General features: G+C 68.9%; 18 protein-coding genes and 1 pseudogene. 13 read left to right on the forward strand and 6 right to left on the reverse strand.

The features are described 5' to 3' along the window. Window positions 1-8 precede the first annotated feature (8 nt). The 8 genes and pseudogenes from MCHUDSM44219_RS13880 (at window position 9) to MCHUDSM44219_RS13915 (ending at window position 7035) form a co-directional block, all read left to right on the forward strand. Complete coding sequence (locus tag MCHUDSM44219_RS13880; RefSeq protein ID WP_048418826.1) at window positions 9-2894, forward strand: Na+/H+ antiporter subunit A; 2886 nt, start codon at window positions 9-11, stop codon at window positions 2892-2894. Beyond that, window positions 2891-3361: a Na(+)/H(+) antiporter subunit C gene (locus tag MCHUDSM44219_RS13885; protein ID WP_048418827.1), complete on the forward strand. Its 471-nt coding sequence runs from the start codon at window positions 2891-2893 to the stop codon at window positions 3359-3361. Before MCHUDSM44219_RS13880 ends, MCHUDSM44219_RS13885 begins: the two co-directional genes overlap by 4 nt. Continuing rightward, a complete protein-coding gene (locus MCHUDSM44219_RS13890) occupies window positions 3358-3546 on the forward strand; it encodes a hypothetical protein (RefSeq protein WP_048418828.1) in 189 nt (62 codons plus the stop codon). Before MCHUDSM44219_RS13885 ends, MCHUDSM44219_RS13890 begins: the two co-directional genes overlap by 4 nt. 153 nt (window positions 3547-3699) lie before the next feature. Further along, a pseudogene (locus tag MCHUDSM44219_RS13895) lies at window positions 3700-5138 on the forward strand (Na+/H+ antiporter subunit D); the annotation flags it as partial. Then, window positions 5135-5671: a Na+/H+ antiporter subunit E gene (locus MCHUDSM44219_RS13900; protein ID WP_048418829.1), complete on the forward strand. Its 537-nt coding sequence runs from the start codon at window positions 5135-5137 to the stop codon at window positions 5669-5671. The pseudogene MCHUDSM44219_RS13895 and the gene MCHUDSM44219_RS13900, both read left to right, overlap by 4 nt. Further along, entirely contained in the window at window positions 5668-5955 is a 288-nt protein-coding gene (locus MCHUDSM44219_RS13905; protein ID WP_082162197.1) for a monovalent cation/H+ antiporter complex subunit F, read from the forward strand. The genes MCHUDSM44219_RS13900 and MCHUDSM44219_RS13905 overlap by 4 nt, the downstream gene beginning before the upstream one ends. Continuing rightward, a complete protein-coding gene (gene mnhG, locus MCHUDSM44219_RS13910) occupies window positions 5952-6320 on the forward strand; it encodes a monovalent cation/H(+) antiporter subunit G (protein WP_048418830.1) in 369 nt (122 codons plus the stop codon). The genes MCHUDSM44219_RS13905 and mnhG overlap by 4 nt, the downstream gene beginning before the upstream one ends. Further along, window positions 6301-7035 (forward strand): SAM-dependent methyltransferase, encoded by a 735-nt coding sequence (locus tag MCHUDSM44219_RS13915; protein ID WP_048418831.1) that lies wholly within the window; start codon window positions 6301-6303, stop codon window positions 7033-7035. Before mnhG ends, MCHUDSM44219_RS13915 begins: the two co-directional genes overlap by 20 nt. Before the next feature lie 10 nt (window positions 7036-7045). On the opposite strand, the gene MCHUDSM44219_RS13920 is transcribed toward MCHUDSM44219_RS13915, so the two are convergent. The 5 genes from MCHUDSM44219_RS13920 to MCHUDSM44219_RS13940 are packed head-to-tail and all read right to left on the reverse strand — an operon-like array spanning window position 7046 to window position 10332. After that, window positions 7046-7678: an LON peptidase substrate-binding domain-containing protein gene (locus tag MCHUDSM44219_RS13920; RefSeq protein ID WP_048418832.1), complete on the reverse strand. Its 633-nt coding sequence runs from the start codon at window positions 7676-7678 to the stop codon at window positions 7046-7048. Window positions 7679-7680: 2 nt separating this feature from the next. After that, a complete protein-coding gene (locus MCHUDSM44219_RS13925; RefSeq protein WP_048418833.1) occupies window positions 7681-8823 on the reverse strand; it encodes a glutamate--cysteine ligase in 1143 nt (380 codons plus the stop codon). Next, window positions 8804-9514: a superoxide dismutase[Cu-Zn] gene (gene sodC / locus MCHUDSM44219_RS13930; RefSeq protein ID WP_048418834.1), complete on the reverse strand. Its 711-nt coding sequence runs from the start codon at window positions 9512-9514 to the stop codon at window positions 8804-8806. The genes MCHUDSM44219_RS13925 and sodC overlap by 20 nt, the downstream gene beginning before the upstream one ends. A 10-nt stretch (window positions 9515-9524) precedes the next feature. Next, window positions 9525-9983, reverse strand: coding sequence for a LytR C-terminal domain-containing protein (locus tag MCHUDSM44219_RS13935; RefSeq protein WP_048418835.1), 459 nt, complete (start codon window positions 9981-9983; stop codon window positions 9525-9527). Between the two features lie 31 nt (window positions 9984-10014). Further along, the gene (locus MCHUDSM44219_RS13940) at window positions 10015-10332 is read right to left on the reverse strand and encodes a nucleoid-associated protein NapA (RefSeq protein ID WP_048418836.1); all 318 of its coding nucleotides are present in this window, start codon (window positions 10330-10332) and stop codon (window positions 10015-10017) included. Window positions 10333-10469: 137 nt separating this feature from the next. Here MCHUDSM44219_RS13940 and MCHUDSM44219_RS13945 point away from each other — a divergent pair, with 137 nt between their 5' ends. The 5 genes from MCHUDSM44219_RS13945 to MCHUDSM44219_RS13965 all read left to right on the forward strand — a co-directional run bounded on the left by MCHUDSM44219_RS13945 (window position 10470) and on the right by MCHUDSM44219_RS13965 (window position 15407). Further along, entirely contained in the window at window positions 10470-11063 is a 594-nt protein-coding gene (locus MCHUDSM44219_RS13945) for a peptide deformylase (RefSeq protein ID WP_048418837.1), read from the forward strand. A 3-nt stretch (window positions 11064-11066) separates the two neighbouring features. Next, window positions 11067-11960 (forward strand): N-acetylglutamate synthase, CG3035 family, encoded by an 894-nt coding sequence (locus MCHUDSM44219_RS13950; protein ID WP_048418838.1) that lies wholly within the window; start codon window positions 11067-11069, stop codon window positions 11958-11960. 5 nt (window positions 11961-11965) lie between these two features. Continuing rightward, entirely contained in the window at window positions 11966-12769 is an 804-nt protein-coding gene (locus MCHUDSM44219_RS13955) for an exodeoxyribonuclease III (protein WP_048418839.1), read from the forward strand. Window positions 12770-12833: 64 nt separating this feature from the next. After that, window positions 12834-13781, forward strand: a complete 948-nt coding sequence (locus tag MCHUDSM44219_RS13960; protein WP_053081251.1) for a PE-PPE domain-containing protein — start codon at window positions 12834-12836, stop codon at window positions 13779-13781. A 63-nt stretch (window positions 13782-13844) separates the two neighbouring features. Beyond that, entirely contained in the window at window positions 13845-15407 is a 1563-nt protein-coding gene (locus tag MCHUDSM44219_RS13965) for an HNH endonuclease signature motif containing protein (protein WP_109777760.1), read from the forward strand. Here MCHUDSM44219_RS13965 and MCHUDSM44219_RS13970 read toward each other — a convergent pair. After that, the gene (locus MCHUDSM44219_RS13970; RefSeq protein WP_048418840.1) at window positions 15404-17131 is read right to left on the reverse strand and encodes an MFS transporter; all 1728 of its coding nucleotides are present in this window, start codon (window positions 17129-17131) and stop codon (window positions 15404-15406) included. The genes MCHUDSM44219_RS13965 and MCHUDSM44219_RS13970 overlap by 4 nt on opposite strands. Window positions 17132-17166: the final 35 nt, after the last annotated feature.

A 17166-nucleotide genomic window follows, 5' to 3' on the forward strand; every position in this document is an offset into this window, starting at 1 on the left:
ACGGAGCCATGCTCGCCATCCTCGCTGCGCACGCAGTGGCCACCGTGCTGGCGCCGGTTCTCGTCCACCGCTGGGGCCGCCGAGCGTTCTATCCGCTGGCGCTGGTCCCTCTCGGCTCGCTGATCTGGGTCGCCGGACACTGGCCGGGCAGCGGACCCGGGCAGCGGCTCACCGTGCCGTGGGTGCCCGATCTGTCGATGGACATCACGCTGCGCTTCGACGCGCTCGCGGCGATCATGAGCGTGCTGGTGCTCGGTGTCGGGGCGCTGGTGCTGTTCTACTGCGCCGACTACTTCCACCACCACGACGGGCACACCGAGAAGCGGCTGCCCAGCTTCGCCGCCGAGCTGGTCGCGTTCTCGGGCGCGATGTTCGGCCTGGTCACCAGCGACAACATGCTCGTGCTGTACGTGTTCTGGGAGATCACGACGGTGCTGTCGTTCCTGCTGGTGGGGCATTACGCCGAGCGTGCGACGAGCCGGCGCGCCGCGACGCAGGCGCTGCTGGTGACGACGCTGGGCGGGCTGGCGATGCTCGTCGGCATCGTCGTGATCGGCAACCGCGCCGGCACCTTCCTGATCTCCGAGCTGGTCGCCGATCCGCCCACCGGGGTCGCGGCCTCGGTGGCCGTGGTGCTGATCCTCGTCGGCGCGCTGTCGAAGTCGGCGATCGTGCCGCTGCACTTCTGGCTGCCGGGCGCGATGGCCGCCCCCACCCCGGTCAGTGCGTACCTGCACGCCGCCGCGATGGTGAAGGCCGGTGTCTACCTGATCGCCCGGCTCACCCCCGGGTTCTCCGACGCCCCCGAATGGCGGCCGACCGTCATCTCCCTCGGGCTGCTGACCATGCTGCTCGCCGGGTGGCGGGCCATGCGCGAGTACGACCTCAAGCTGATCCTGGCGTTCGGCACGGTCAGCCAGCTCGGCCTGATCACGGTGATGGTCGGGGCGGGCGGCAGCGAGATGATGCTCGCCGGTCTGGCGATGCTGTGTGCGCACGCGATGTTCAAGGCCGCGCTGTTCATGGTCGTCGGCATCATCGACCACGCCACCGGCACCCGCGACATCCGCAGGCTGGCCTGGCTCGGCGACCGGAGCAGGCCGCTGCTGGTCATCGCCTGCTGCGCCGCGGCGAGCATGGCCGCGTTGCCGCCGTTCCTCGGGTTCATCGCGAAAGAGGCCGACTTCGAGACCGTGCTGCACAGCCCCACTCTGGGCGCGGCGGCGCCGGTGGTGCTCGCCGGCATCGTCAGCGGTTCGGTGCTGACGACGGTCTACACCCTGCGCTTCGTGTTCGGCGCGTTCGGCCGCAAGGGTCTGCCGAAGCCGAGCACCCGGGTGAGCGAGATGCACCGTCCCGAGACGCTGTTCCTCATTCCGCCCGCGATCCTGGCCGGTGCCGGGTTGCTGTTCGGGCTGTGGCCCACCGGCCTCGATCATGTGCTGAGCGACTACGCCGAGACGGTGCCCGACCCGGCCGGCTACGACGCCGACTACCACCTGGCCCTCTGGCACGGGGTGAACCTGCCCCTGCTGCTGTCGCTGGTCGTGCTCGGCGCCGGTATCGCGGTGTACGTGAGCCGCGGCAGGCTTCGCCGGGCCCGGATCGGGTTCCTGCCGCTGGCCAACGCCGATCGGATCTACGACGCGGTGCTGCGCGGGGCCGACATCATGTCCGTGCGGCTGACCGCGGTCACCCAGCGCGGCTCGATCCCGGCCACGCAGTCGGTCATCCTGACCACCCTCGTGCTGGTGCCGCTGGCCGTGCTGGCGCTCGGGGCGCGCGACCGGCCGCACTTCGAGCTGTGGGAGTCCCCGCCCCAGGCGGTGATCGGCGTGCTGATGCTCGCCGCGGCGTTCGCCGCCACGGTGATGCGCAACCGGCTGGCCGCGGTGCTGCTCGTCGGTGTCACCGGTTACGGATGCGGGGTGATCTTCGCGTTCCACGGCGCACCCGACCTGGCGCTGACGCAGTTCCTGGTGGAGACGCTGACGTTGGTGGTCTTCGTGCTCGTGCTGCGGGTGCTGCCGGCCGAGACGGGCGGCGCGGACATCCAGCGCTTCCGGGTGCCGCGTGCCGTGCTGGCCGTGGCCGTCGGCGCGACGGTCACCACCCTCGCGGCGTTCGCCATGGCGGCGCGCTCGGGCCGGCCGATCGCCGAGCTGCTGCCCGACGCGGCCTATCTGCGCGGCCACGGGTCCAACACCGTCAACGTGCTGCTCGTCGACATCCGCGCCTGGGACACCCTGGGCGAGATCTCGGTGCTGCTGGTGGCGGCCACCGGGGTGGCGTCGATGGTGTTCCGCAACAGGCGCTTCGGTGCGGCTCCCAGGGTCGCCGACGTACGCGATGCGGGTCAGCCGGACATCGGCAAGCTCGCGGTCCACTCCGTCAACAGCCCGGCCGCCGGGGACGTCACCTGGTTGCGCGGCAGCGAACTGCGCGATCCCCGCAACCGCTCCCTGGTGCTCGAAGTGGCCACCCGACTGATCTTCCCGGTGATGATGGTGTTGTCGGCCTACTTCTTCTTCGCCGGCCACAACGTTCCCGGCGGCGGCTTCGCCGGCGGGTTGATGGCCGGTCTCGCGCTGGTGCTGCGCTACCTGGCGGGCGGCCGCTACGAACTCGGCGAGGCGTTGCCCCTCGACGCCGGCAAGATCCTCGGCGCCGGGCTGATGCTCTCAGCCGGCACGGCGGCCGCGTCGCTACTGGCGGGCGCCCCCGTCCTGTCGTCGGCGCTGATCGAGTTCGACGTGCCGGTGCTGGGCACGGTCAAGTTCGTCACCGCGCTGTTCTTCGACATGGGCGTCTACCTGATCGTCGTGGGCCTGGTTCTCGACGTGCTGCGCAGCCTCGGAGCGCAGATCGACGAGGAGTTGGGCAGGACACGATGACGACATATCTGGTTCCCCTGGCCATCATCGGCGGGCTCACCACCGCCGGGGTGTACCTGTTGCTGGAACGGCACCTGACCCGAATGTTGCTGGGGCTGTTGCTGATCGGCAACGCGATCAACCTGCTGATACTCACGGTGGGTGGACCGTCGGGCAATCCCCCGGTGCGGGGCCGCACCAGCGCCGGCAACACGACGACGGCAGACCCCCTGGCGCAGGGCCTGATTCTCACCGCGATCGTGATCACGATGGGGGTGGCGGCGTTCGTGTTGGCCCTGACCTACCGGTCGTACCGGCTGAACACCCGCGAAGAGGTGAGCAACGACCCCGAAGACATCAGGGTGTCCCAGCAGTCCGGCACCGAGGTCGGCGAAGCGATCGAGGGCCGTCTGGAACCCGACCGCACCCGCGACACCGACCTGCCCGACGAACTCGACGCGCTGCCCGGACACGAGGGGTCGCGGTGATCGGCGGTCATCTCGCAACGGTGCTGACGCCGCTGCCCGTGCTGGTGCCGATGGTCGCTGCGGCGCTCACGCTGCTGGCGGGCCGCAAGCCACGTCTGCAGCGCGGCATCGCGGTGCTGGCACTGCCGTCGTGGTGCTGCTCCTCACCCTCGGCGGTGAAGCTTCCCCTGCGGATGATCACCTAGTTGTATAAATTATTTGATGCGGGGCTCGCATCGACTGCTGGCGCAACAGGCGAACTGGAGTTGGATGAAGACCTACGAACGGAACGAGGCGGTCGACGTAGTGATCGTCGGGGCCGGCCCCGCGAGCGCCACCGCCGCCAAGCGGCTCCCGGNGCACCATCGCCCTGCAGGTCGGCGGCTGGGGTCCGACCGAACCGGGGATGGGGCCACTGGGCATCACGCTGGTCGTGGACCGGCTCTCGGCGCTGATGCTGGTGGTGTCCTCGATCGTGCTGCTCGCCGTGGTGTTCTACGCCATCGGGCAGGGCATCCGGGACGGCGACGGCCGGCAACCGGTGTCGATCTTCCTGCCGAGCTACCTGGTGCTGTCGGCGGGCGTGTTCATGGCCTTCCTCGCCGGTGACCTGTTCAATCTCTTCGTCGGCTTCGAGGTGCTGCTCAACGCGAGCTTCGTGCTGCTGACGATCGGCGCGAGCCGGGAACGGGTGCGGGCGGGCATCTCCTACGTGATGGTCTCGATGGTGTCGTCGCTGGTGTTCCTGTTCGGCATCGCGCTGGTGTACGCCACCACCGGAACGCTGAACATGGCCGAGCTGTCGGTGCGCCTCGACGGCGTCTCCGAGGGGACGCGCACCGCGCTGTTCGCGGTGCTGCTGGTGGCGTTCGGCATCAAGGCCGCGGTGTTCCCGCTGTCGACGTGGTTGCCGGACTCCTACCCCACCGCACCGGCCCCGGTCACCGCCGTGTTCGCCGGCCTGCTCACCAAAGTCGGTGTGTATGCGATCATCCGGGCCCACTCGCTGCTCTTCCCCGGCGGCACGATGGACAACGTGCTGCTGGTCGCCGGACTCGCGACGATGCTGATGGGCATTCTCGGCGCGATCGCGCAGAGCGACATCAAGCGGCTGTTGTCCTTCACGTTGGTCAGCCACATCGGCTACATGGTGTTCGGCATCGCGCTGTCGACCCAACTGGGCATGTCGGGCGCGATCTACTACGTCGCTCACCACATCCTCGTGCAGACCACGCTGTTCCTGGTCGTCGGTCTGATCGAACGGCAGGCGGGCGCGTCGACGCTGGAGCGGCTCGGCGGGCTCGCCGCCGCGAGCCCGGTGCTGGCATTCGTGTTCGTCGTCCCGGCCCTGAATCTCGGTGGCATACCCCCGTTCTCGGGGTTCATCGGCAAGGTGGCGCTGCTCGAGGCCGGGTCGGAGTCCGGCTCGGTGCTGGCCTGGATGCTGGTCGCCGGCAGCGTCATCACCAGCCTGCTCACGCTCTACGTCATCGCGCGGGTGTGGACGAAGGCGTTCTGGCGTGCCCGCAAGGACGCCCCCGAAGGGCATCTGTCCGGCGGCGCACCGACGGTGCTGCTGGAGGATCCGGAGGACTCGGTGGACATCGAGTTCGTCGACCGCGACGACGTGGGTCGGATGCCGATCGGCATGCTGGTGCCGACGGGTGCGCTGATCGCCGTCGGTTTGGCGCTGACCGTCGCGGCCGGGCCGATCTTCGCCTACAGCGATCGGGCCGCGGCCGAGGTGCTCGACCGCGGGCAGTACATCACCGCGGTGCTCGGGGAGGTGTCGAGATGAGGACACGCGCGCTGCGGGTCTGGATGGTCTGCTGGCTGATCCTGGTGTGGGTGCTGCTGTGGGGCAACGTCTCTGCAGCCAACCTGCTCTCCGGTCTGGTGATCGCGCTTGTCATCACCGTGCTGCTGCCGCTGCCGCCCGTGCCCGTGGAGGGCCGGCTGCATCCGATTCCGCTGCTGCGCCTGGTGATCACGGTCGTGTGGTACCTGGTGTCATCGTCGGTTCAGGTCGCGGCGTTAGCACTGAAGCCCGGTCCCCCTCCGCTGAGCGCGGTGTTGCGGGCTCACCTCGCCGTCAAATCCGACCTGGTGCTCGTGCTGGCGGTCAACATCATCAACCTGACCCCGGGAACGATGGTGCTGGAGATCGATCAGCCCCGCCGCATGATCTACGTGCACGTGCTCGACGTCGGATCCGACCGCACGGTGGCACGGTTTCACCGACAGGTGGCGAATCTGCAGAAGCTGTTGGTCGACTCGTTCGAGCGGGACGCGGACTGGCGACCAGCCGCGGAGAAGGAGGTCACGTCGTGACCGTCGTCTGGATCGTCGCCGGGGCCATGCTGTCGGTCGCCGCGCTGGCGACCATGTTTCGCATGCTGCTCGGACCCACCACGCTCGATCGGCTCGTGGCGTTGGACACCCTTGTGGCGGTGGCGATGTGTGCCATCGGCACGTGGGCGGCGTTCAGCCTGGACACCACGGTCACGTACAGCCTGACGGCGCTGGCGTTGATCACGTTCGTGGGATCGGTCAGCGTCGCCCGATTCCGGGTGCCCGACGTCGACGACCCGGCGCACAAGGGACGGCAGCGGTGACCGCCTTCGACGTCATCGCCGCGGTGCTGATCCTGGGCGGGTCGGCGCTCGCGCTCACCGCGGCCATCGGCGTGGTCCGTTTCCCCGACACGCTGTCGCGGATGCATGCGGCCACCAAGCCGCAGGTGCTCGGGCTGCTGCTGGTGCTGTTGGGCGCCGCATTGCGGCTGCGCGGCCACGTCGACGTGGGGATGCTGATCTTGACGGGGTTGTTCACCGTGATCACCGCGCCGGTGATCGCGAATCGGGTCGGTCAGCTCGCCTACCGCGAGCAGAACATCCGCGACGATCTGATGACCACCGACGAGATGCATGGTTTGGCCGACGATCGGGAATCCGGCGACCATGATTCGCCGCGACGCTGACAGCCCGGGGTACCACAGGGCGCTCGGCGTCGCGATGGTGCGGGCATGGGAGAACGACTCCGAACACCCCTTGTTCACCGATCCGTATGCGCGCCTGCTGGTCGACGCCGCCGGCGCGGCAATGCCGGACGGCCGGCCCTGCGCCGGCGCGGACTACGCCGCAGCGCGCACGAAGTGGTTCGACGACTACGTGCTCTCAGCCAGTGCGGGCGGGGTGTCACAGGTCGTCATCCTCGGCGCCGGCCTGGACACCCGCCCCTGGCGGCTGCCGTGGCTCAGCGACACCGTGATCTTCGAGGTGGACGAACCGGGGGTGTTGGCGCTGAAGACCGCGACGATGGACGCCTCCGACGCACAGTTGGGTGCCAAGTACATGCCGGTGCCGGTGGAGGCCGGCGAGGACTGGCCGCGCGCGCTGCAGGCGGCCGGCTTCGATCACCTGGAGCCGACGGCCTGGTCGATCGAAGGGGTGCTGCCCGAGCTGTCCGCCGAGGCGCAGGACGCGTTGCTCTCCGAGATCGCCCTCTACAGCACGCGGGGAACCCGAATCGCCGTCGAGGCAGCGATCAATCCCGATGTGTCGCAATGGTTGTGCTGCAATCACTGGGAGGCGACGTCGGTCGACGTGCGCGACGTGATGCACCGCTACCACCGGGCCGTCGACGGCGACGTCATGATTCCGCCCTACGTCTTCGTTCAGGGCAAGCTGCTCTGAGGTAGGCCGATCACTCCGAGAGCTGGAACTCCACCATCGCGGTGACGGTGTCAACGGCTTCAGAGAGCGCCGACACCCGGTCGGCCGCCGTCGGAGCAGCCAGCACCGAGTACCGGTCGGCCTGTCCCATCGGAAGCCGAGCGGTCAACGCGTACAACCACATCGCCGCATCACCCGACTCGTCGGCGCCGTGCACGATGTCGCGCGCATTCACCTGTGCATTCCGCGCCGACGCGATCCTCTCGAACAGCGCCACCATCCGGTCTTCGATGTCGCGGATCTGGTCGACCGTGACGGGCGCGCCGGGTTCATCGGGCCAGAGTTCGATCACCGCCCGCGGATACGGATCGTCCGGCAACCATTCGATGACCCGAAAGCGTTCCTGTATCGCGCATTTCATGGCGTAGCGGCCCTCGCCCAGTTCGACGTATTCGACGATGTGGGCGAGCGTGCCGACGTCGCTGCGACTGTCACCGCCGCCGACTTCGCGGCCCGCCTCGATCAGCACCGTCCCGAAGGCGGGGTCGTCGGCGGCCAGACACGCCTGCACCAGCGCCGAATACCGCGGCTCGAAGATCCGCAGCGGCAACTCCTCGCCGGGCAGCATCGCCGTCTCGAGCGGGAACATCGGAACAGTCGGCATGCTCAGATCACCAACTCCCCGACCAGCGCGTCGACGACGGCGCGCAGGTCACCGTCGGCCTCCTCGGCCACCCGGCGCTGCCGCTGATAGGACGCGCCGTTGCGATAGATCTCGGCGACGGCGGCGAGTTCGTCGACGCACGACAGGGATTCGGCCACCGGCATCAGCCGATCGAGCTGATCGTCGAGATCCTCGGTGACCAGCCGCTCGTTGCTGTCGGCGTCGAGGATGATGATCGCGTCCAGGCCGTAGCGCGCGGCGCGCCACTTGTTCTCCTGGACATGCCAGGGCGGCATCGAGGGCAGTGTCTCACCGGCATCGAGCCGGCGATCGAGGTCGACGATCAGGCAGTGCGTCAGCGCGACGAGCGCCGAGAGCTCCCGCAGATTCGACACCCCGTCGAAGATCCGCACCTCCACCGTCCCCAGGTGCGGGGAAGGTCGTATGTCCCAACGGATCTCGTTCATGTGATCGATGATCCCGGTCTTCTTCTGGTCGGCGACGAAGCCTTCGAACTCGCGCCACTCCTGGAAGTGGAACGGCAGACCGGCCGTCGGCAACTGCTGGAACATCATCGCCCGATTGCTCGCGTACCCGGTGTCCTCACCGTCCCAGAACGGCGACGACGCCGACAGCGCCAGCAGGTGCGGGTAGTAGTCGAGCAGCGAGGTGATGATGGGCATCACCTTGTGCGCCGAGGACACCCCGACGTGCACGTGCACGCCCCAGATCAGCATCTGCCGACCCCACCACTGGGTGCGCTTGATCAGCTCGGCGTAGCGCGGCGCGTCGGTCAGCTTCTGCGCCGACCACTTCGCGAACGGGTGTGTGCCCGCACAGAACAACTCCATGCCGCGTTCCCGTACGACGGTGCGCACCGGCTTGAGCGTGGACCGCAGATCATCCATCGCCTCGGGAACGCTGTCGCAGATACCCGTCACGACCTCGACGGTGTTGCGCAGCAGTTCCTTGTGCACGTGCGGGTTTTCGCCGATCTCCGCGATCACCGAGGCGGCCTCGTTGCTCAGGTCGCGGGTCTGCGCGTCGACGAGCGCGAACTCCCACTCGACACCGAGTGTGGGCCGGGGCGAGCCGGCGAAATCGATGCGGCTGTCAGCCCGGCGGTCAGCCCCGTGTGATGACACCGCAGGCCACCCGCGCTCCGGCGTCGCCGGTCGCCAGGGTGGTCTGATCCGGCGGCGGTGCGCCGTTGACCTGCTGGTAGCGCTCCGGCGGGATGTTGGCGAAGTTGTCCGCCTTCTCATGGATGATGATCGCTGTGCCAGCCCCGCCGAGCAGCTCCTCGGCGGTGAAGGCGTCGGTGGTCGTCACGAGCTTGGCCGAGCCGTCCTCGCGGACCTGCAGCGAGGCCAGATCGCCACTGGCGGGGTGACCGCTGTGACCGGGCACCTGGAGGTGGCCGCCCGCGGAGTTGAAGTTGGCGGGCGCGCCGCCGGTCGGTGCGACCGAGTTGGCCTCGCACTTGCCCACCGAATGGATGTGCAAGCCGTGGAAGCCGGGGGTCAGCTGGTTGGTGCCGGACGTCTGCACGGTGACGGTGGCGTACCCGCCGGAGAAGGCGATGTCGGCGGTGGCCACGGTGGTGCCGTCGGGCAGTTTGAGATCGGCTTTGAGCGTCTCGCCACCGGCGGCCTGGGCCTCGCCGCCTGCGCCCGGGCCCTCCTCGCCGGCGGACGCCGACGGCGACGGGGAGCCGGTCCAGATGGCGGGTGTGGTTCCGGGGGTGTTCGAGGGCACCTCACCGGGAGGTGAGCACGCGGCCAACGCGAGGGCTGGCGCTGCGAACAGGGTGGCGGCGGCGACGGTCCTGAGCATGTGCAAGAGCCTAGCCGGTGACTGCCACGATCACGCCTGGTGGCTGCTCTGTGAGTTCGGGGACCCGGGGTGCCACCGGTGCCTCGAGCAACCGGCCGACCTCTTCGGCCGCCTGCTGCTCACCGGGGGCGTCGCTGAAGAAGACGGTGGTGACCGTGGTGTCGGGCAGGGTCAGGTTGCCGGTCTCGGTGACGTTCCAGCCCGCCTCACGCAGCCGGTTGGCGGTGGTCTCGGCGGCGCCTTCGGTGGTGGAGATGTTGAAGACCCGCACCTCGGCCTTCGCCGGCGCCGCGGTGCTCGACGGGGTGGTCGGGGTGCTGGTGATCGAGGTGGTGATCGAGTCGCTGTCGGCCGAGTCGTCGCCACCGCTGAGCGCCTGGAACCCGACGAGGAGGAAGACCACACCCAGGAAGAGCAGCACCATCACGATGGCGCGCAGTGGCAGTCCGGAGGATTCTCGCTGGTTCATCGGCGCCTACTGTATCGGCTCGCCGCTGCGGTCAGGTCACGTCGAAGCCGAGGCGCCGCGCCGCGCGGGCCTTCTGCCGGCTCGCGCGCAGCCTGCGCAACCGCTTGACCAGCATCGGGTCCGCGGCCAGGGCCTCCGGCCGATCGACCAACGCATTCAGCACCTGGTAGTAACGGGTCGCCGACATCGAGAAGAGCTCCTTGATGGCGTCTTCCTTGGATCCGGCGTACTTCCACCACTGCCGCTCGAAGGCCAGGATGTCGTGCTCCCGACGGGTCAGACCGTCGGCGGGTTCAGCGCCGTCTGCGGAGTCCCCGGACTTGTCAGTCCGCGCGATCGCGCCGTCCATATCGCCTCTTGGACCCTTCCGACGGTCGAAATGACACCAGTGTGGTTTCGGCTGGTATTCAATCACGGCTCGGTCACGGACGGGGGCACCAATGACCGCGAGTCGGCGGCGGCGCGGGCCACTTTAAGCTTTCGGGCATGGCTGTCCGACCGATCTGCATCGTGGGAGATCCCGTTCTCCACACCCCCACCGAGCCGATCCCCGTCGGCGACGACGGGACTCTGCCCGCCGATCTCGCTGATCTCATCGCCGATCTGTACGACACGATGGACGCCGCTCACGGAGTCGGCTTGGCCGCCAACCAGATCGGCGTCGGGAAACGGGTCTTCGTCTACGACTGCGCCGACGCCCGCGGCAAGACCGTCCGGCGACGCGGCGTCGTCGTCAACCCGGTGCTGGAGACCTCCGAGGTGCCCGAGACGATGCCGGACCCCGAAGACGACGACGAGGGCTGCCTGTCGGTGCCCGGCGAATCGTTCCCGACGGGCCGCGCATCGTGGGCGCGGGTGACCGGCCTGGACGCGGACGGCAACCCGATCACGCTGGAGGGGACGGATCTGTTCGCCCGGATGCTGCAGCACGAGACGGGTCACCTCGACGGCTTCCTCTACCTGGACCGGCTCGTCGGCCGCAATGCGCGCAGCGCCAAGCGGGCGGTGAAGTCGCACGGCTGGGGCGTGCCCGGTCTGACCTGGATGCCCGGTGAGGACCCCGATCCGTTCGGGCACTGAGCTGTGACGGAACTGCCGGCGCTGGGCGCACGGGTCAGCCTTCGGTATCGGCTGCCGGCCGGCGAGACCCGACCCTTCACCGACGTGGTCGGCCACGTCGAACAGGTCGACCCGACGGTGCAGGTGCGCACCCGCCACGGTGAAGTGGTCACCGTCGGCCGCGACGACGTCGTCGCCTTCCGGGTGGTGCCCGAACAGCCGGTGCGCGCCGGACAGATCCGCAACCTCGAGCACGCGGCGGCGCTGGCATGGCCGGGCACCGAGCAGCAGTGGCTCGACGGGTGGTTCCTGCGCTACGGCGACGGCGCCACCCGGCGCGCCAATTCTGCTGTGCCGCTGCGCTTCACATCTGTCGCCGAGATCGCGGCGGTGGCCGACTGGTATGCCACCCGCGGAGTGCCTGCGCTCATCTCGGCGCCGGACCGACTGTTCCGGGTCCCCGAGGGAGTGCCGACCGACGCCGAGAACCTGGTGATGACAACGGATATCGGGCCGGGTGACCTGGACGACGTCACGGTGTCGGCGGTCCCCGACGATGCGTGGCTGACGCTGTACGAGCGCGAGGTTCCGGCCCCGGTGCTGGCCGCGGTCGTCGACGGCGAGCTGGGATTCGGCACGCTGGCCGGTGCGGCGGTGGGCAGGGTGGCACTCACCGAGGCCCCCGACGGCACCCGGTGGGCGGGCGTGTCTGCGGTGCACGTCGTCGAATCGGCCAGACGCCAGGGGTTGGCGCGCAGGCTGTGCGCGGGGTTGCTGGCCTGGGCCGGCGACCGGGGCGCCACGCGCGCCTACGTGCAGGTCGTGACCGACAACGACGCCGCCCGCCGGCTGTACGAACAGATGGGTTTCACGCTGCACCACCGCTCCCGCTATGTCCGCGCCGAGGACTTAGTCTGAGGGACATGCGACTGGCGACCTGGAACGTCAACTCGATCCGCGCCAGAGTCGATCGGGTCACCGATTGGCTGGAGCGCGCCGACGTGGACGTGCTGGCGATGCAGGAGACCAAGTGCTCCGACGAGCAGTTCCCGACGATGCCGTTCGCCGCGCTCGGCTACGACGTCGTGCACTGCGGGTTCAACCAGTGGAACGGGGTGGCCATCGCGTCGCGGGTGGGCATCGACGACGTCGCGGTCGGTTTCGACGGTCAGCCGACGTGGAGTTCCGACGACGCCGTGGAGGCTGCCGCAGAAGCGCGGGCGCTGGGTGCGACGTGCGGCGGCGTGCGGGTGTGGAGCCTGTATGTCCCCAACGGCCGCACGGTGGATTCGCCGCACTACGCCTACAAGTTGGAATGGCTTGCCGCGCTCCGCGATACCGCTGGCAGATGGCTCGCCGACGATCCGGCCGCACCGATCGCGATGGTCGGCGACTGGAACATCGCCCCGACCGACGACGACGTCTGGAGCGTCGAGGCCTATCAGGACAGCACCCACGTCACGCCGCCGGAGCGCGACGCCTTCGCCGCGGTCGTCGACGCCGGTTACGCCGACGTGGTGCGTCCGTTCGCGCCGGGCCCCGGCGTCTTCACCTACTGGGACTACACCCGGTTGGCGTTCCAGAAGCGCCGAGGTATGCGAATCGATTTCATCCTCGGCTCCCCGGCGTTCACCGACCGCGTCACCCACGCCGAGATCGTCCGCGAGGAACGAAAAGGCAAAGGCGCCAGCGATCATGCGCCGGTTCTCGCGGACCTCGCGGACTGACGGCCATCACCTTCGGGTCTTTCGTCCCTGCCGCACCCCACCTCGGCCCCTCTAGCGTTGGGCCATGAGACAACTCGTCACCCGGGCCGCGATGGTGCTGGTCGCCGCCGCGGCGGCCGTCTCGCTCGCCGCTGTCCCGACCGCGAGCGCGGCGACCGTGCTGACGGTGCAGGAGACGCTCGGCATCGGCGCGGGCGAGATGACGGACCTGCTGGGCGGTTCGGTGTGCCACGCCCCCGCCAACACGTGCGTCGAGGTCGTGTACCCGGCGGTCGTCGGGCCCGATTCGGTGCCCGCCGGCGTCGTTGCGCTGGACGAAGCCATCGCGGCGACCCCGGCGCCGATGATCGTCATGGGCTACAGCCAGGGGGCGATCGTCGCCGGGCACTGGCTGCGCGAACACGCCGCGGATCCCGGTGTGCCGTCGACCGAGGACCTGTCGTTCGTGCTCGTCGGCAATCCAGCACGTGCGTTCGGGGGTGCATACGTCCCGCTCGGCGACACCACCCCGCAGACGCAGTACACCGTCACCGACGTCGCCCGGCAGTACGACCTGTTCGCCGATTTCCCCAACAAGCCGTTCTCGCCGTTCTTCCTGCTGGCCCTCGCCAACGCCGTGATGGGCATCCAGTCGGTGCACCTCGACTACACCCAGGTGAATCCCGACGATCCGGCCAATGCGCGGTGGACGGTCGACAACACGACCTATGTGCTGACGCCGACGCACGATCTGCCGTTGCTGCAGCCGCTACGCACGCTCGGGTGCGACAGGCTGGCCGATGCGCTCAACACGCCGCTGAAGGCGATGGTCGACCGGGCCTACCGGCGGCCGGAGCCGTTCCCAGGCGCTTCCGACATCCGCGAGGCACGTGCGCCACAGCGGGCGCCGCGGGCGGACCGTGCGGAGGTGCGACGCACCGCGCGGGCGCAGCGCCACGAGGCGATGACGGCCAGGCACGACGCCAGAAGCGAGCACCGGACCGCGCGAGCTCCTCAGAAGTCCGGTCTCTAAGCACAGTCCCGCCCTCAGCGGCAAGGGACGTCTTTGTCGAGACACGCAGCTATACTCGAACACATGTTCGATAGTTGGTCTGACGGCGACGTCTTCGCGGTGGTCGAGGATGCGCTGCGTCAAGAGTCGATGCAGGTGGCGCGCAAGCTCGCGGCGATCGCGCAGTTGCTCGGCCGTCGGATCGACGAGGAGCTGGCCGTCGACGCCGACGCCCGGTCGATGATCACCGGGTTCGCGCGCACCACCACCGAGGTCGCCGCGCTGATCAACGTGTCGACCGCTGCCGCGCGGGCGATGGTGTTCGCCGCCGAGACCCTGGATCAGCGGTTACCGGCGGTGGGAGAGCTTCTTGCTCGCGGCGAGGTGAGCTGGCCGACGGTCGAGTTGGTGATCAAGCGCACCGAACTGGTCGCCGACGATCTGATGGCCCAGATCGACGCCGATATGGCCGAGCGTCTCGGCAGCTGGTCGTCGTGGTCGCGGCGGCGGGTCATCGACGCTGTTGATCAGGTGGTGAGCACCGTGGACCGCGACGGGGTCAAGAAGCGCCGCCAGCGCGCCTACGACGAGCGCGGGGCGCACGTCAGCTCGAACGGCGACGGGATGGCCACGGTGCGGGTCAAGTTGTCCGCTCCGGCGGGAAAGATGGTCGACGCCGAGTTGTCGGCGATGGCCGCCTCGGTGTGTCCGGCCGACCCGCGCACCCGGCAGCAACGCCGCGCCGATGCCTTCGAAGCCCTGGTCGAACGCCGTGAACTCGAATGCCGTTGCGGGACAATCGATTGCCCCAAGACCGATCCCGCTCCCACACCTCCGGCACCGCGGGTCTCGCCGAAGGTCGTGCTGAACGTGTTGGCCAGCGCAGACACCGTGAATGGACAAAGCCAGGCGCCGGGATACCTGGTCGGGTTCGGGGTCATCGACGCCGAACTGGTCCGCGAGCTGGCCCGGGACGCCACCCGCCGGCTGGTCGAGGAGCCCGCTGTCAGCCGGCAGGAGGAACTGCGGTACCGGCCGGGCGCTGCGCTGGCCCGCTGGATCCGCCTGCGCGATCTGACATGCCGGGCACCCGGATGCTCGGTCCCGGCCGAGCAGTGCGACATCGACCACATCACCCCCTTCAACCACCGAGACCCGGCGGCCGGCGGGCGCACCGTGCCCTGGAATCTCGCCTGCTTCTGCCGAGAGCATCACCGGTGCAAGACCTTCGGCGGCTGGTGTGTCGAGCTCCTGGCCGACGGCACCATCGTGTGGACCTCTCCGGCAGGGCAGGTCTCGCGCACCACACCGGGCTCGACTGCCCTGTTCGGTCTGACCACTCGACCACGGCGCCGCGAAGACCGCACCCGGGTCGAACGTGCCCGCACTCGGCTCTGCGCCCACCGAGCCACCACCGAATACAACCGCTATCGCAACCAGGCCGCCACGCGAGAAATCAGAGATCGGCGCTGGCGCAATCACACTCGCCGCTGGCGGGAGCTGTTCCACGGCCCGGTCAGCGACAGGCCCTCCACCGCCCCGTACATGCAGTGGGTCAACGACCCGTTGGAACCCGAAGAGCTGCAACCCCATTGGCAACCGCCACCCCGGACACCATCGGATCCCGACGAACCGCCACCGTTCTAGGCGTCGGCACGGTCCTCGGCGTAACGCCCGGGGTTGAACATCGAGGCCACGGCGCCGATGAGCATCATCACCGCCGCGGCGATGAATACCACGACCAGACCGTGGTGGAACGGCTCGGTGATCAACTCCGGGAAGAACGTCTTACCGGTCAGCACCTCGGCGTTGACACCGGGCTGCTGCAGAGCATGCGAGGGCTCCAGCAGTTCGGCGATCGGGTTGTAGCCCAGGAACGCCGCGAACAGGCTGCCCACCGGCGGCAGGTTGGCGACGTCGTGGGCCACCGCGCTGGACACGCCCTGGGCCTGCAGACCGCTGCTCATCGCGCCGGGCAGCGAGTTGGCCAGCCCGACGATCATCAGCGAGAAGAAGATGCCGATCGACAGCGACGAGCCGGCGTTGAAGAACGTGGCGCGCACGCCCGAGGCCGCGCCGCGTTCGGCCGACGGCACGCTGGACATGATCGCCGCGGTGTTGGGCGCGGTGAAGATGCCACCCCCGAGACCGTTGAGGAAGACGAGCACCGCGAACAACCAGTAGTCGAAGTTCACCGGGATGAGGACGAGCGCCACGAACGTCACTGCCATCAGCAGCATGCCGCCGACGGTGAACGGCCGCGCACCGAAGCGGTCGCTCAGAGAGCCGGCGAGCGGACCGGCGATCAGGAAGCCGGCCGTCATCGGCAGCATGTAGATGCCCGCCCACAGCGGGGTGGATTCGAAGCTGTAGCCGTGCAGCGGCAACCAGATGCCCTGCAGCCAGATGATCAGCATGAACTGCAGACCACCGCGCCCGACCGACGACATCAGCCCGGCGAGATTGCCCATGCCGAACGACGCGGAGCGGAACAGCCGGATGTTGACCATCGGCTGCTTGACCCGCAACTCGACGAAGCAGAACACCACGAGCAGGGCCACGCCCACGCCGATGGCGCCGAGCACCCACGGGTTGGTCCATCCCGTCGTGGACGAGCCGTAGGGCTGGATGCCGTAGGTGATGCCGATCAGCAGCACGGTCAGCCCGACGCCGAACGTCAACGTGCCCGCCCAGTCCAGCTTCCCCGGGGTGCGCACGCCCAGCTCCTTGAGCGAACGCACGCTCCAGATGGTGCCCAGGATGCCGATCGGCACGCCGACCCAGAAGATCGCCTTCCAGTGCCATTCGGACAGGAAGCCACCGATCAGCAGACCCAGGAAGGAGCCGGCCACCGCGGCCACCATGTTGACGCCGAGCGCCATGCCGCGCTGGTTGGCCGGGAACGCGTCGGTCAGGATCGCCGAGGACGACGACATCAGCATCGCTCCGCCGATGCCCTGCACCACCCGCCACGCGATCAGCCAGATCGCGCCGCCGTCGAGCTGGAACGGGTCGAACGACAGCGCGACCGCCGCGACGGTGAAGACGGCGAAGCCCACGTTGTAGATCCGGACCCGGCCCAACATGTCGCCGAGCCGGCCGAATGGCACCACCAGCACCGCGGTGACCACGAGGTAGCCCATCAGCATCCACAGCAGGTAGCTCACGTTGCCGGGAGCGAGGGGGTTGAGGCCGATACCGCGGAAGATGGCCGGCAGGGAGATCAGCACGATCGAGGCGTTGATGGTGGCCAGCAGCGTGCCCAGCGTGGTGTTGGACAGCACGATCCACTTGTAGAACGGGTGATCGTGGTCCATCCGCGCGCGCCGGATCGAGGTCTCGCTGAGGGTGATCGGGGCTTCTGTCGTCATATCCGTCGTCATTTCGTCGTCGCGTTTCGTATCCA

This window comes from Mycolicibacterium chubuense, assembly GCF_001044255.1.
Taxonomy (GTDB): domain Bacteria; phylum Actinomycetota; class Actinomycetes; order Mycobacteriales; family Mycobacteriaceae; genus Mycobacterium; species Mycobacterium chubuense.

What these genes read in the sequence shown, in the direction of transcription:
- MCHUDSM44219_RS13880 (WP_048418826.1), top strand. Translation starts at nt 9, where the DNA reads ATGCTCGCCATCCTCGCTGCGCACGCAGTGGCCACCGTGCTGGCGCCG.
- MCHUDSM44219_RS13885 (WP_048418827.1), top strand. Translation starts at nt 2,891, where the DNA reads ATGACGACATATCTGGTTCCCCTGGCCATCATCGGCGGGCTCACCACC.
- MCHUDSM44219_RS13900 (WP_048418829.1), top strand. Translation starts at nt 5,135, where the DNA reads ATGAGGACACGCGCGCTGCGGGTCTGGATGGTCTGCTGGCTGATCCTG.
- MCHUDSM44219_RS13915 (WP_048418831.1), top strand. Translation starts at nt 6,301, where the DNA reads ATGATTCGCCGCGACGCTGACAGCCCGGGGTACCACAGGGCGCTCGGC.
- MCHUDSM44219_RS13920 (WP_048418832.1), bottom strand. Translation starts at nt 7,678, where the DNA reads ATGCCGACTGTTCCGATGTTCCCGCTCGAGACGGCGATGCTGCCCGGC.
- sodC (WP_048418834.1), bottom strand. Translation starts at nt 9,514, where the DNA reads ATGCTCAGGACCGTCGCCGCCGCCACCCTGTTCGCAGCGCCAGCCCTC.
- MCHUDSM44219_RS13935 (WP_048418835.1), bottom strand. Translation starts at nt 9,983, where the DNA reads ATGAACCAGCGAGAATCCTCCGGACTGCCACTGCGCGCCATCGTGATG.
- MCHUDSM44219_RS13940 (WP_048418836.1), bottom strand. Translation starts at nt 10,332, where the DNA reads ATGGACGGCGCGATCGCGCGGACTGACAAGTCCGGGGACTCCGCAGAC.
- MCHUDSM44219_RS13945 (WP_048418837.1), top strand. Translation starts at nt 10,470, where the DNA reads ATGGCTGTCCGACCGATCTGCATCGTGGGAGATCCCGTTCTCCACACC.
- MCHUDSM44219_RS13955 (WP_048418839.1), top strand. Translation starts at nt 11,966, where the DNA reads ATGCGACTGGCGACCTGGAACGTCAACTCGATCCGCGCCAGAGTCGAT.
- MCHUDSM44219_RS13960 (WP_053081251.1), top strand. Translation starts at nt 12,834, where the DNA reads ATGAGACAACTCGTCACCCGGGCCGCGATGGTGCTGGTCGCCGCCGCG.
- MCHUDSM44219_RS13965 (WP_109777760.1), top strand. Translation starts at nt 13,845, where the DNA reads ATGTTCGATAGTTGGTCTGACGGCGACGTCTTCGCGGTGGTCGAGGAT.
- MCHUDSM44219_RS13970 (WP_048418840.1), bottom strand. Translation starts at nt 17,131, where the DNA reads ATGACGACAGAAGCCCCGATCACCCTCAGCGAGACCTCGATCCGGCGC.